9 protein-coding genes and 1 rRNA gene are annotated in these 13,982 nt (G+C 61.5%); 6 read left to right on the plus strand and 4 right to left on the minus strand.

Features of this window, described 5'->3' with window-relative positions; all coding sequences use genetic code 11:
• The coding region (locus tag ACIQYU_RS26320) for a retention module-containing protein (RefSeq protein WP_402802773.1) at window positions 1-1,118 on the minus strand (1,118 nt) is incomplete at its 3' end.
• Window positions 1,119-2,115: 997 nt separating this feature from the next.
• Between ACIQYU_RS26320 and ACIQYU_RS26325 the strand changes: the two genes are divergently transcribed.
• Entirely contained in the window at window positions 2,116-4,272 is a 2,157-nt protein-coding gene (locus ACIQYU_RS26325) for a type I secretion system permease/ATPase (RefSeq protein WP_207838080.1), read from the plus strand.
• Window positions 4,262-5,638: an HlyD family type I secretion periplasmic adaptor subunit gene (locus ACIQYU_RS26330; protein ID WP_207838082.1), complete on the plus strand. Its 1,377-nt coding sequence runs from the start codon at window positions 4,262-4,264 to the stop codon at window positions 5,636-5,638. The genes ACIQYU_RS26325 and ACIQYU_RS26330 overlap by 11 nt, the downstream gene beginning before the upstream one ends.
• Window positions 5,639-5,979: 341 nt before the next feature.
• Here the strand turns inward: ACIQYU_RS26330 and lapD are convergent, their stop codons facing one another.
• The gene (gene lapD / locus ACIQYU_RS26335; RefSeq protein WP_207838084.1) at window positions 5,980-7,926 is read right to left on the minus strand and encodes a cyclic di-GMP receptor LapD; all 1,947 of its coding nucleotides are present in this window, start codon (window positions 7,924-7,926) and stop codon (window positions 5,980-5,982) included.
• 10 nt (window positions 7,927-7,936) lie between these two features.
• Entirely contained in the window at window positions 7,937-8,698 is a 762-nt protein-coding gene (gene lapG, locus ACIQYU_RS26340) for a cysteine protease LapG (protein WP_207838090.1), read from the minus strand.
• Between the two features lie 205 nt (window positions 8,699-8,903).
• Between lapG and ACIQYU_RS26345 the strand changes: the two genes are divergently transcribed.
• From ACIQYU_RS26345 to ACIQYU_RS26360, 4 genes are all read left to right on the plus strand, one after another.
• Window positions 8,904-9,593 carry a GntR family transcriptional regulator gene (locus tag ACIQYU_RS26345; protein WP_207838086.1) on the plus strand — a complete coding sequence of 230 codons (690 nt, stop codon included), beginning with the start codon at window positions 8,904-8,906 and terminating at the stop codon, window positions 9,591-9,593.
• 110 nt (window positions 9,594-9,703) lie between these two features.
• Entirely contained in the window at window positions 9,704-10,207 is a 504-nt protein-coding gene (locus tag ACIQYU_RS26350; RefSeq protein ID WP_063915096.1) for a sigma-70 family RNA polymerase sigma factor, read from the plus strand.
• Window positions 10,208-10,211: 4 nt separating this feature from the next.
• Entirely contained in the window at window positions 10,212-11,168 is a 957-nt protein-coding gene (locus tag ACIQYU_RS26355) for a FecR family protein (protein ID WP_207838089.1), read from the plus strand.
• A 197-nt stretch (window positions 11,169-11,365) separates the two neighbouring features.
• A complete protein-coding gene (locus ACIQYU_RS26360) occupies window positions 11,366-13,780 on the plus strand; it encodes a TonB-dependent siderophore receptor (RefSeq protein WP_402802777.1) in 2,415 nt (804 codons plus the stop codon).
• A gap of 111 nt (window positions 13,781-13,891) precedes the next feature.
• On the opposite strand, the gene rrf is transcribed toward ACIQYU_RS26360, so the two are convergent.
• A 5S ribosomal RNA gene (rrf, locus tag ACIQYU_RS26365) occupies window positions 13,892-13,982 on the minus strand; the annotation flags it as partial.

Consider the following 13,982-nt stretch of genomic DNA (forward strand, 5'->3'; position numbering starts at 1 on the left):
GTCTGAGCCGGCGTCGGGTTCGGCACCAACTGCTCGAAGTTACCGCCCGTGGCGTTCTCGATGGTCACGCTAACGGTCGAGCCGTTGTTGTAGACATCGTTGGCCGGCGTCTGGAAGTCGACACTGCCCTGGGTCTTACCGGCCTCAATGGTGATGGTCTGGCCATTGGACAGGGTCACGGTCACCGGGGTCTGGGCCGGGTTGCTCAGGGTCACGGTGTAGGTGATCACGCCACCTTCGGTGACGCTTGGCGAAGCAGTCAGCGTCGCCGTAGTGGTGTCAATGGTATCGGTAACCTGGGTAACCGCTGGTGTTTGCGGCACTGTCACCGTTAGCCCGCCGCCCCCGGTGGTGCCCGTTACAGTCGCCGAAATCTGGCCACCGTCGATATACGGGGTATCATTCGCCGGGACCACGACGTTGGTGCTACCAGTGGTCTGCCCGGCCGGAATGACGATTACGGCACCGTTGGACAGGGTGACCACCAGATTGGTGGTCGGCGCCTGGCCAACCGTAGCGGTATAAACGATTACGCCCCCCGCTTCGCTGATGGAAGGGGTAGCGCCAAGAACCAGATCGGTAGCGACGCTGGTGTCCGTCGTCGGCGTATCCACCTGGTTGTTGCTGGTGCTATCCAGCACGCCAACCTCTTCGCTATCAAGCACGGCTGCAAAGCCCAGCCCGTCAGTCGCGAAGCCGACGGTAGGGTCGACCCGGCCCGCTGTTTCTTCGAGCATGACAAAGCTGTGACCACCACCCAGCGCGCCACCACCGCCTGCTGCCGATGGGCCAGCAGCAGTCGCTTCAAGCTCGGTAGTCGGGTCGACACCGGCAGCGATCGCCTGTTGCAGCTCTTCCACCGACGGCGCGGCCTGTGCGGTCGCCTGACTCAGGTCGGTGCTGCTGCCCGGCGCATCAGCGCTCCACTGGCTGTCGCGACCCAGGTCGAGCAAACGGCCATCGGCCAGTTCCAACGTAACTGCACCGCCCGGGCCAGTGAGCACTTCCTCACCGGCCAGCAGGCGGTCCCCTTCGATCAGAACACGCCGGATGCCCTCTGGGGATACCGCAATAACCTGGCCGACAATACTTTTGACGATGGCTACAACGCTGCTCATTGGACTCTCCGTGTGACCCGATGGGGTACTTCCCTGCCAGAGCGGCACTTGTAAGCCACTTCAGGCGGAACTATGTCGATGATCTCTTGACGTTTTTTGACGTCAATATTCCGTCTATAACTTTTTGGAATTGCCTAACTGCCAAACTATTGACCTTATAGATGCCATCCTAAACAATCACCAATGTAATGTCACATTGATATTTGAACCTTAGCCAAGCGTTTCTTGAGGACAAATGTCGCACATCAGCGAAAGCGCGTTTACCGGTCACTCAAAGTGCCTTTTTCCACGCTTTGGTAGCCATAAACAATGCGGCAGGACAACCGTCCATCGGCAGCTGTCAAAGGTTCAGGTGTCAATATTCAGGTCATTTTCGCTTGCTCAGGCCACTGCTTGGCTACAAGCACAAACCTTGCCTGAAGACAGCCAGCCAGTGATCGGGAAGCCCAGCAAAGTCTTGGCCGCGCTGCAGCTCCCGGCATCAGCAGCCCGTAGCGCTGCATAAGTCGGCGCAGCGATTGCCGTAGATCAAAGAGATAGCGAACAACTGCGCAAATACTGCCAGCCCGAATAGTAGGAAAGCATTGCCGACTGTTAAGCCCAAACCTGTCAGCACCTGCTTTCCAATAGATGAATTTTGACTAATTAGTTGCAAAATACCGTCAACAACTCAGCGCCTGTTTCCTGACAAAGGTATAAGTCGATACCGACTACACCTCTGTCGCCAACCGGATAGCAGGCTATGCTGCAAACTAGCGCGGCTTGTGTGCTGACTGGATCAGAAATGAAACATCCACCACTCAGCATCGTCTGCCAGGACTGAAGATCGTAGAATTGTTTACTCAATACCGATTCAAGGCGACCATTGGCCGGTTGCCCAAGCGTCAGGGTGCCGTAGCCTCATGACCACTGCCTGGCAGCACCATTGAAGCCAGGGTGACCGGCCAGAACGGCGGTACACCCACCCCACCCACCACAAGGATGAAGAGAGCGCCGCGTGGAATCCGAAGTCAGTCGAGTCCAACTCAGCCACGATCCACGCAGTCAGCATGACGATCCCCTGCTGGATAGTCTGCTGAGCCTGTGTGTCCTGCACCAGAAACCCGCCAGCCGGGTCATGCTGACCACCGGCCTGCCGCTGCCCGCCCAGCGCCTGAGCCCCGAGCTGCTGCCCCGCGCTGCCGCCCGGGCCGGCCTGCAGGGGCGCCTGCTGCAACGCAAGCTGGAGCAGATCCCGAGCATCGCCATGCCGGCCATGTTGCTGCTCAAGGAAGGCCGCAGCGCCGTCTTGCTGGGCTGGGAGAACGAAGACACCGCGCGCCTGCTGCTCAGCGAGAGCGATGGCGGCGAGGTGCATGTCAGCCGCGAAGCCCTGCAGAGCGATTACAGTGGCCGGGTGTTCTTCGCCCAGCCGCAGCACAAGTTCGACGTCAACCACGGCAACCTCATCCCGCGGGCGAAGTCGTGGTTCCGCGATACCTTGCTGCGCAGCAAGTGGCTATATATCGACGCCATTGCCGCCAGCCTGGTGATCAACCTGATCGCCCTGGCCGCACCGCTGTTCGTGATGAACGTATATGACCGGGTGGTGCCCAACCAGGCCACCTCGACCCTCTGGGTGCTGGCCGTCGGCATCGCCGGCGCCTACATCTTCGACCTGATCCTCAAGGGCCTGCGCGGCTTGTGCCTGGACCTGGCCGGCAAGAAGACCGACCTGATCATTTCGGCAACGCTGTTCGAACGTATCGTCGGCATGTCGATGAAGTACCGCCCGGCCAGGGTCGGCAGCTTTGCCCAGAACATTCACGAGTTCCAGGGCCTGCGTGACTTCCTCGCCTCGCTGACACTGACCAGCCTGATCGACCTGCCATTCACCATCCTGATCCTGATCGTCATTGCCATCATTGGCGGGCACCTGGTATGGATCCCGATCATCGCCTTCCCACTGGCCCTGGGCATCGGTTATGCCCTGCAACGGCCGCTGATGGCGACCATGGAACGGACCATGGCCCTGGCTTCGGAGCGCCAGTCCAGCCTGATCGAGACCCTTGCCGGCCTGGATGCGGTAAAGGTCAACAACGCCGAAAGCGAACGCCAATACATGTGGGAGCAAACCCTCGGCACCCTAAGCCGCCTGGAACTGCGGGTGAAGGTGCTGTCGAGCCTGGCGATGAACATCACCCTGCTGATCCAGCAACTGGCAGGCGTGGCAATGATCTGCGTCGGCGTGTACCTGATCATCGACGGCAACCTGAGCATGGGCGGCCTGGTGGCCTGCTACATGCTCAGCGGCCGCGCCCTCGGCCCGCTGGGCCAGCTCAACGGCCTGCTCGCCCGCTACCAGCAGGCCAAGGTGACCATGGTCTCCACCGACCACATGATGGAGCTGCCGCAAGAGCGCAACTTTGAAGAACGCCCGCTGAGCCGCAGGGTGTTGCAGGGCAGCGTCGAGTTCCGCGGGGTCGATTTCACCTACCCGAACCAACAGAACCTGGCCCTGAAGAATATCAACCTGACCATCCGCCCTGGCGAGAAGGTCGGCATTATCGGCCGCAGTGGCTCGGGCAAGAGCTCGCTGGCCAAGCTCATCGTCGGCCTGTACGAGGCCGATGGCGGCTCGCTGCTGGTCGATGGCGTGGACATTCGCCAGATCGACGTCAGCGAACTGCGCCACAACATCGGCTACGTGCCCCAGGACATCCAGCTGCTGGCCGGCACCCTGCGCGATAACCTGGTCAGCGGAGCCCGCTACGTCGAGGATGAGTTGATTCTGCAGGCTGCCGAGCTGGCGGGCGTGCATGAGTTCGCCCGGCTGCACCCGGACGGCTACGAGCTGCAAGTGGGTGAGCGCGGGCAGAACCTGTCCGGCGGCCAGCGGCAGAACGTCGCCCTGGGCCGCGCGCTGCTGCTCAACCCGCAGATCCTGCTGCTGGACGAGCCGACCAGCGCCATGGACAACACCGGCGAAGAACGCCTCAAGCAGCGGCTGCAGGCGGTGGTGGAAGGCAAGACGGTGCTGCTGGTCACGCACCGTGCCTCGCTGCTGTCGCTGGTGGACCGGCTGATCGTGATCGATCGCGGGCAGATTGTCGCCGACGGCCCGAAAGCCGCGGTCATGGATGCGCTGAAGAAGGGGCAGATCAGTGTTGCATAAGCTGGATGTAGGGCAATTCAAGGACGGCCTGCGGCGCTATTTCAAAGGTTCCGATTCACTGGGCGGTCAGCCGCTGCCAGAGGTCAACAAGGCCCTGATCGAGGATGCGCCGCGGGTCGTGCGGCTGACCATCTGGGGCGTGATCCTGTTCTTCGTGTTCCTGATCGTGTGGGCCAGCGTCGCGCCCATCGACGAGGTTACGCGGGGCGAAGGCAAGGCCATTCCGTCGTCCAAGGTGCAGAAGATCCAGAACCTGGAGGGCGGCATCGTCGCCGAGATCTTCGCCAAGGAAGGACAGATCGTCGAAGTGGGCCAGCCGTTGCTGCGCCTGGATGAAACCCGCTTCGCCTCCAACGTGGGTGAAACCGAGGCCGACCGCCTGGCCATGGCCTTGCGCGTCGAGCGCCTGAGTGCCGAGGTCGAGGACAGCCCGCTGAAAATCGACGAGGCGCTGCGCAAGGCCGCGCCAAGCCAGGCGGCCAGCGAAGAGTCGCTGTACCAGAGCCGGCGCCAGCAACTGCAGGACGAGATTGGTGGCCTGCAACAGCAGCTGGTCCAGCGCCAGCAGGAACTGCGCGAGTACAGTTCAAAACGCGCCCAGTACGCCAACAGCCTGGAACTGCTGCGCAAAGAGATCAACATGTCCGAGCCATTGGTGGCCACCGGCGCGATCTCCCAGGTTGAAGTGTTGCGCTTGCGCCGTGCCGAAGTGGAGAACCGCGGCCAGCTGGATTCCACCGCACTGGCGATCCCGCGTGCCGAGGCGGCCATCCGCGAGGTGCAAAGCAAGATCGAAGAGACCCGCGGCAAATTCCGCAGCGAAGCGTTGACCCAACTGAACGAAGCACGCACCGAGTTGAACAAGGCCACGGCTACCAGCAAGGCATTGGACGACCGGGTGAACCGCACCATGGTCACTTCACCGGTGCGCGGTATCGTCAAGCAGCTGCTGGTGAACACCATTGGCGGGGTGATCCAGCCTGGCAGCGATATCCTCGAAGTAGTACCACTGGACGACACGCTGGTCATCGAGGCGAAGATCCTGCCCAAGGACATCGCCTTCCTGCACCCGGGGCAGGAGGCCACGGTCAAGTTCACGGCCTATGACTACACCATCTACGGTGGGCTGAAGGCCAAGCTGGAGCAGATCGGTGCCGACACCATCACCGATGAAGACAAGAAGACCACCTACTACCTGATCAAGCTGCGCACCGATCGCAGCCACCTGGGCACTGACGAGAAGCCGCTGCTGATCATTCCGGGGATGGTGGCGACGGTCGATATCATGACCGGCAAGAAGACCATCATGAGCTATCTGCTCAAGCCGATCATGAAGGCGCGTTCGGAAGCGTTGCGCGAGCGTTGATGATCCTGGCCACTGTCTTTACTCAGTGGCCACCCTGGCCGTATCGCCGGCAAGCCAGCTCTCATAGAACTGCACATAACTCATTGAATTAGCAGGGAACCTGTGGGAGCGGCTTTAGCCGCGAACACCGGCGCAGCCGGTGCCATGCACCGCGTTGGATGCTTCGCGGCTAAAGCCGCTCCCACAGGGTACGAGGATCGCTTGCGAATTCAGTTATCTGTGCGACAGCGCGTCCCAAAGGGCTGGGCAATCTCTCACAGGTACAGTGCATGCCTTGAACCCTGTGCTGTACCTGTGGGAGCGGGCTTGCCGGCGATACGGCCAAACTGCAAACCCGAAACTCAGCGCCAGGGCGCAGGCTCACCCACCAACTGCCCCTGAATCCCGCTCACGCCCATCTCCCGCAGCACCAAGCGCTCGCCTTCCGTCTCGACCCGTTCAGCAATCAGCGGCACGTCAATGCTGTGTGCCGCGCGCTGGACGGCTTCGATGAACAGCCGCTTGTGCTGCTCATGATCAATGTTGCGGATGTAGCTACCATCGATCTTCAGGTACGCCAGGCCCAGGTGCGCCAGGTTGCCAATCATGCTGAAGCGCCCACCAAAGCGTTGCAGCGCCAGGCCGAAGCCAAGCGCATGCAAGCGCCGGGTCAGCTGCTCCAGGGCAGACTGCTCGGGCAGTTGCTCTTCGCCAATTTCGAAAATCAGGCGCGGCCCCAGCGCCGTATGCTGGCCCAGCAGTTCGAAGACGCGCTGCAGAGCCTTGGGGTCGGCCAAGGTAGCGGCTGACAGGTTAAGCGCCAGTATCTGGTCATGCCCGCGCAGGTGTGCAAGCACCTTTTCCAGCACCAGCAGGTCCAGCCGCGACATCCAGCCGAAACGCTCCAGCCAGGGCAGGAAGCGGCCCGCCGGCAGCGCCTCGCCCTGGCCATCCTGCAAGCGCGAAATCACCTTGCGGTGCAGTATCCGTTGCGCAGTGCCGCAATCCACCACGGGCTGGAAGAACAGCTCGAAATGCCCGCCGATAAACGCTTGGTCGAGCCGCTCGTGCCAGGCATGCTGGCTGTCCGCGGCAACTGCGGCCACACCCTGCTCGAGGCAGACCCAACCCGGCGTCGGCTGGTTCTCGGCGCGGGCCAGGGCTTCGTCGGCGAGCTTGAGCAGCGCCTGTGGTGCGTCACCAGGGCTGTAGGGGGCAAGGCCGATGCAGGCCACCGGGTCGATATCACTGGCGCCGGTTTCATGCAGGCTATGCAGGGTCGCTTCCAGGGCCTGAGCGAGCTGTACCGCCTCTTCATGCACCATGCCCGGCGCCAGCACGGCAAACTCACCCCCACGGCTGCGGGAAATCAGGTCGTTGGTTTCCGGGTAGCTGGCACAGGTGCGACGCAACTGCTCACCCACGGCCTGCAGCAACTGGTCGGTGCGCTGGCCGCCAAGGCGGGCGTTCAACCCCGCCAACCCCTGGACCCGCAGCAATAACAGGTAGCCGGCGCGCGCTTCTTCCAGGTTGCTCACCCGGGTGTTCAGCTGCATCTCGAAATAACGGCGGTTGGACAGGCCGGTCAGGCTGTCCTGATAGGACTCGGCACGCAGTCGCTCACTGCGCTCGGCCTGCTCGGTGAACAGTGCCTTGAGCTTCTCGACCATCTGGTTCATCGCCTGCACCACCCGGCGCAGCTCCGGCGTACGCGGCAGCTCCGACAGGCTGAGGAATTCGCGGCGGGCGATGGCATAGGATTGCTCGACCATGTAGTCCAGCGGCCGCAACTGGCGACGCAAAAGCAAGGCGCCAAGTACGGCACTGGCCGCGCCACACAGCAACAACCAGCCCAGGCTGCCCAAGGCGCTCTGCCAGAGTTTGGCAATGGCGAACATCGGGTGGCTGATCACTTCAACGCGTGCGGCCTGCTGCCAGCCGCGGCTGACGATGGCATCGCCACCGGCGGCTTCCAGGCCGATCAGGTGCACGAACCAGCCCGGCACACCGCCGGGGTCCGGCTCGGCATGGCGCTCCACCAGCACGGCATTGGAGCCAAGGTCGACGACCTTGATGCTTGAGTAGTAGCCACTGTCGAAGATCGAACTGACCATCAGCTCGACCATTGCCGGATCGTCGATATTCGGCGTCAGCGACAGCGCCAGCGCGGTCGCCGCATCCTGGGCGTGCGAGCGCAACTGGTTGACGTACTGGCTGCGCGAGCTTTCCAGGCTGACCATGAAACTGCCACTGAAGGCAACCACCAGGAACAGGCAAATGGCCAACAGCAATTGTTTGAACAGTGACATCTGTGCTCCTTCAGTAAACCGGCTCGGCCGGGAACCCTTCGGCCTGCATCTTCTTCAGCAAATCCTGCCAGCGTGACAGCCGCTTGGTATCGCCGACCTTCTTGTTGCCTGCGGCGCCCGTCAGCCACAGCCCCTCACCATTGAAGGCGTACACCGGCAGCAGGTCGGTACGCTGGCTGGCCGGCTTGATGGCATCCATCAGGCTGTCGAGTACCAATGGCTGTGCCTGTGGGCTTGAATAATAGGTCAGGACCATGTGCGCGCGGTTCTGCCGCAGTGCCTTGACGTAGGTGATGCGCAGCTTTTCGCTGGGGATGCCCATGCGCCGCAGGCTGAAATACTTGGCGATGGCATAGTCCTCGCAGTCCCCTGCGCCCTTGATCAGCGCCTGCACCGGCGTGGCCCAATAATCGACCTCATGCCACAGGTCGATGTCCTCGACATAGCGCAATTGCTGGTTGAAGAAGCGGTTGACCACCTGCAACCGCTCAAGCTCCGTACCCTGCTTCTGCGTGGTCATCAGGTTCTGCCAGGCATCGATACGGCCCTGCCCGGCGCCCAGCTGGCCATACAGGGCCTGTGACTTGCGGCTGATCTGGGAAAAGTCCCAATCCGCGTGCAAACCGCCCAGCAGCAGGCTGCCCAGCAGTGCAGCAAGGCCGACACGTTGCACAACGGTTTTGAGCATCCAGGATATCGCCACTGCGAAGCCCTGTTCCGGCCAGTCGAAAGCAGCGATGGTGCGGCTTGGCACGGTAAAACACAATGGCACCCTGCAATCATGCATCCGTTGGTCGGTCGATCTACACTTTATGGTTATAACCTTCTATAGGTTGCTTCCTTTGACCGGCGACTTCATCCACCATAGCCGCGCTTTTTGGGGCGCCCGTCCCATCGCGGGTGCTGGTTTGACACCCCCGGGAGCTATTACTAGTGTCATTGGATCCAACTTTAGTCATCGTTGAGGCAGACGTCGCGTGCCCGAGAAAATCAAATTGAGCAATGTCCTGGCCAGCGAGCAGTTGTTGCCGCACCAGGCCCGTGGCTTGATCGAAGAACGCCTGCGCAGTGCCATTCTGGATGGCCGCTTGCCCCCAGGTACTGCGGTGCGACAACAAGAGCTCGCCACCTTGTTCGGTGTCAGCCGCATGCCCGTGCGCGAGGCCCTGCGCCAGCTCGAAGCGCAATCGCTGCTGAAAGTGGAGATGCACAAGGGGGCGGTGGTCGCGCCATTGATAGGCGAAGACGCGGTGGACACCTATGCCCTGCGCGTGCTGCTCGAGACCGAGGCGCTGCGCCAATCCATTCCGCTGCTCGATGCCAGCGACATCGCCAGCGCCCGCGGGTATATCCAGCAACTGGAGAACGAAACCCGCCACGCCGAAATCGGCCGCCTCAATCGTCTGCTCCACATGTCGTTGTACAACAAGGCGCCGAACAAGAAACTGCTGCGCCTGATCGAGGACGAACTGAACGAGGAAGAGCGCTTCCTGCGGTTTCATCTTTCGTCCATGGGCCTGGGCAAGCTCACCCAGGACGATCACAACGCACTGGTGAATGCAGCTAGCGACAAGCTGGTGGACGAAGCAGTAGCGGTGCTGGAACGGCACCTGAATAGCGCATCGCGGGTAATCCGCAAATACCTGGATACGCAACTGGGGCGCTAGCGGGTAGAGACTGCGCGCACGGTACTGTCGGATAGGTTGCAAATTGATCGGTCCCCGCCAACAATGAGACTAATTATCATTCATGTCCATTGACGGCAGCACCCTCCCCCATGCCCAGCAACGATTCCGTGCAAACGCTCTACAGTGACCACCACGGCTGGTTGCATGCCTGGCTACGCAGCAAGCTGGGCAACGCAGCCGATGCCGCAGACCTGGCCCAGGACACTTTCGTGCGCCTGCTGCAGCGGCGCGAACACCTGCAACTGAACACACCACGGGCCTTCCTGCGTACAGTTGCGCGTGGGCTGGTGATCGACCACTGGCGACGTGAGGAACTGCATAGGGCCTATCTCGAGGCACTGGCACAAGTGCCAGAAGCACAAGCCCCGTCGGCCGAAACCCGTGAGTTGCTGCTGGAATTGCTGGAACGCATCGCGCGCATGCTCGACGGCCTCAAGCCCAAAGTACGCCGCGCATTCCTGCTGGCCCAATGCGAGGGGCTGAAGCACCAGGCCATCGCCGACCAGATGGGGATCTCGGTGCGTACCGTGGAGCGCTACATCGCCGATGCGCTCTACCATTGCTACCTGCTGCGCTACGCCGATGAGTGCTGACGCGATGACCACCGCACAGCCTGGCGCAACAGCGGTCAAGCAGGCCATCCAGTGGATGCTCAGGCTGCGCGAGAACGGGCATGACCCTGCCCTGCAGCATCAGTGCAGGCAATGGCGCAGTGCCCGCCAGGAACATGAACAGGCCTGGCAACGGGTGATGCACCTGCACCAGGACCTCGATCTGCGCGCCATTCCTGGCGCCGGGCTGGCCTTGCAGACCCTGGAGACCAGCCAGCGCCGCCTGCAGCGCCGGCAAGCACTGAAGCTGCTTGGCGGCGTTGCCATGGTGGGGACAGCGACATGGCTGGGCAAAGACCTGGATGCAGTCAACGCCTGGGCATCGGACTACGCCACCGGCACGGGTGAACGACGCAGCGTCGCGCTTCCCGATGGCTCGCTGATGCAACTCAACACCCGCAGTGCCGTGGACCTGGCCTTCAATGACCAGCAGCGCCTGGTCCGCCTGAAGCAGGGGGAATTGATGATTACCTGCAGCCCGCAGCATCCCTTGCTTGTACAGACGCGTGACGCGTTACTGGAAGGGTTCGAAGGGCGCTTTGTGGCACGCCAGGACAGCGACTGCACGCAGGTCAGTGTCAGCCATGGCAGGGTGGCGATACACCGGCCTGGCAATGGCCAGCTGCAATGGATTGAGAGCGGCCAGAACTGGCGCCTGGATGCGCAAGGCGCACACCGGCTCGAGCAGGTGGACATGGACGCGATGGCCTGGACCGACGGGCTGATCGTCACCCGGAACATGCGCCTGTTCGACTTCCTCGCGCAGGTCAGCCGTTATCGCCATGGTTACCTGGGCTGCAGCGAAGACATTGCCGATGTACGCCTGTCGGGTGTGTTCCGCCTCGAAGACCCGGAAAAACTGCTGCAGCTGCTGCCCCGGACACTGCCCGTGCGGCTTCGCCAACGTACGCGCTGGTGGGTGCGTGTGGAGGGGCTAGTCTGATCTGACGAGGGCCATTGCGTTCAGGGCCGCTGCGCGCCCCAATAGCTTTTTTGGCGGGTTTTGACTGCCGGTCCGGCTAGGACAGTAAGCGACACCTCCTGCCCTCACACTTCAACGGACCCTTCATGCCTACCGCCCCAGTGCACACGCACACATTCAACGCGAATGATTTTCGACCTGTCTTGCACTCAACGACTCTGCGCAAAGCCATCCGGGCCACCCTGTTTGGCACCGCCTTGGGCCTGATAGCCGTCCCGCAACTGTCCGTGGCAGCTGAAACGACCCAGATGAGCCATCACTATGCGATCCCGGCCGGCCAGCTGGACGACGTGCTCAACCAGTTCGCCCGCCAGGCTGGCATCACCCTGTCGAGCACACCCCAGCTCACCCAAGGCTTGCAGTCAAACGGCCTGCAGGGACAGTACCCCACCGATCAGGCACTGCGCCAGTTGCTCAATGGTAGCGGCCTGGAAGCGCTCAGCCAGGACGGCCGCAGCTACGTGCTGCAGGCACAACCCCAGAGCGCCGCCGTGTCATTGCCAGACACCGATGTCCGGAGCTTCACCCTTGGCAATGCACTGGGCAGCATGGAGGGTTACAACGCCACCCATAGCCAGATAGCGACCAAGACCAGCATGCCGCTGGTAGAGACATCACAATCGGTCTCGGTGGTTACCCGCCAGCAGATGGACGACCAAGGCTCGCAAACCGTTGCCCAAGCCATGCGCTACACACCTGGGGTGCTGACCAACCCCTACGGTGCAACCCATCGTTATGACTATGTGGCCATGCGTGGCTTCAATGATGGCTCGGTGGATAACATCTACGTCGACGGGCTCAAGTCGATGGGCGACAACGGCACCTACAGCACCATGCAGGTGGACCCGTACTTCCTTGAGCGCATCGATATTCTCAAGGGACCTTCTTCGGTACTGTATGGCCGTAGTTCGCCAGGAGGCCTGGTAGCACTGACCACCAAGAAGCCGCTGTTTACCCCCTACCATCAAATCCAGGCCACGCTCGGTACCCAAGGCCAGCGTGGCATGGGTTTCGACTTCAGCGGCCCCGTGGATGACGACAAGCGTATCGCTTATCGCCTGACAGGCCTGGCGGATGCTTCCGACACGCAGTTCGACCACAACAAGGAAGAACGCTACGCCATCGCGCCGGCCGTCAGCATCGACTTCAGCGAAGACACCTCTCTCACCCTGCAGGCCTACCTGCAACACGACCCCAACGGCGGCTACCACGGCGGTAACCCCGCGGACGGCATGCTGCACAAGCGCAACGGCTTGCGCCTGTCGGACCACTTCTTTGAAGGCGAGCCGGGTATCGACAACTACGAGCGCACCCAACAATCCTTCAGCTACCAGTTCGAGCATCGCTTCAACGATGTGTTCACCGCACGACAGAACTTCCGCTACCAGGACTCCGATGTGTCGATGGACCAGGTGTATTCCGCCGGCTGGGCGGATGCCGACAGCAATATCCTCAACCGCGCCTATACCGGCGGCGACGAACGCCTGCATTCGTACATCATCGACAACATGCTGCAGGCGGAGTTTTTCACCGGGGCCGCCAAACATACCCTGCTGCTGGGCGCCGACTACCAGCGACGCAAGGCCGACGTGGCGTGGCGCTATGGCACAGTCGACCCGCTGGATGCCGGTAATCCACAGTACGGCAATGGCAACCTTCAGGTGCTGGGTGAGAACCGCTACCAGCGGCGTTTGCAGCAAACGGGCGTCTACCTGCAGGACCTGGTGGAGCTGGACCAATGGCGCCTCTCCTTGGGGCTGCGCCAGGACTGGGTGAAGGTGTCGGAGGAGAATCGCGACAGCAACACCAACGTCCGTGACCAGCGCTCCAGATTCACTACCCGCGCCGGGGTGCTTTACCTGTTCGAGAACGGGATTGCGCCTTATGTCAGCTACTCGGAGTCGTTCAACCCCAATACCGTGTCCGACCAGGAAGGCCGCCCTCTGGCACCTACCGAGGGCACTCAATGGGAGGCCGGCATCAAGTATCAACCAGCGGGTAGCGATAACCTGTTCACCGCGTCGGTGTTCCGTATCGAGCAGGAGAACCTGGCCTCGAAGCAGCCTGACGAGGAGTTCTATCGCCCTGTAGGGCAAGTGCGCTCACAAGGGCTGGAACTGGAGGCCCATGTGCAGCTGACCGACAGCTTGAAGCTGCTGGGCGGCTATACCTTTACCGACATCGAGTACGCGAAGTCGATGCCCAGCCTGGTGTCGGGCAACCTGGACAACAAGGGCAATTCGCCAACCCAGGCTCCGAAACAGATGTTCTCGCTGTGGGCCGACTACAACTTCCACCAGGGGGCACTGGATGGCCTGCGCTTGGGCGGTGGGGTGCGGTATGTGGGGTACAGCTGGGTGGATGCGGAAAACAGCATGAAGGTGCCTTCCTACACCCTGTTAGACGCCTCGATCGGCTATGACCTGGGCAAGGTCGGCCTCCGGGGGGTAGATGTACGCCTGAACGCCAATAACCTTACCAATGAAAGCTACATCACCTCATGTGCCAGCCTGAACTATTGCTACATAGGTGAAGAGCGCAATGTAAGCGCAACGGTCAGCTATCAGTTCTGAGCATATGGCAGCCGTTAAGACCCGGTGCCTGTAGGAGCGCTAGCCTGGAAGCTATGGCCCGGAAAAGACAAAGCCCCTGTCTGCATCGCAGACAGGGGCTTTGGATTTGAATCTTGACGATGACCTACTCTCACATGGGGAAACCCCACACTACCATCGGCGATGCATCGTTTCACTGCTGAGTTCGGGATGGGATCAGGTG

The sequence above is a fragment of the Pseudomonas sp. NPDC096925 genome (assembly GCF_044762545.1).
GTDB lineage: Bacteria > Pseudomonadota > Gammaproteobacteria > Pseudomonadales > Pseudomonadaceae > Aquipseudomonas.

Bases quoted from the DNA above. Each gene is read 5' to 3' on its own strand.
- ACIQYU_RS26355 (WP_207838089.1), top strand. From the start codon at position 10,212: ATGACCACCGCACAGCCTGGCGCAACAGCGGTCAAGCAGGCCATCCAG.
- ACIQYU_RS26350 (WP_063915096.1), top strand. From the start codon at position 9,704: ATGCCCAGCAACGATTCCGTGCAAACGCTCTACAGTGACCACCACGGC.
- lapD (WP_207838084.1), bottom strand. From the start codon at position 7,926: ATGTCACTGTTCAAACAATTGCTGTTGGCCATTTGCCTGTTCCTGGTG.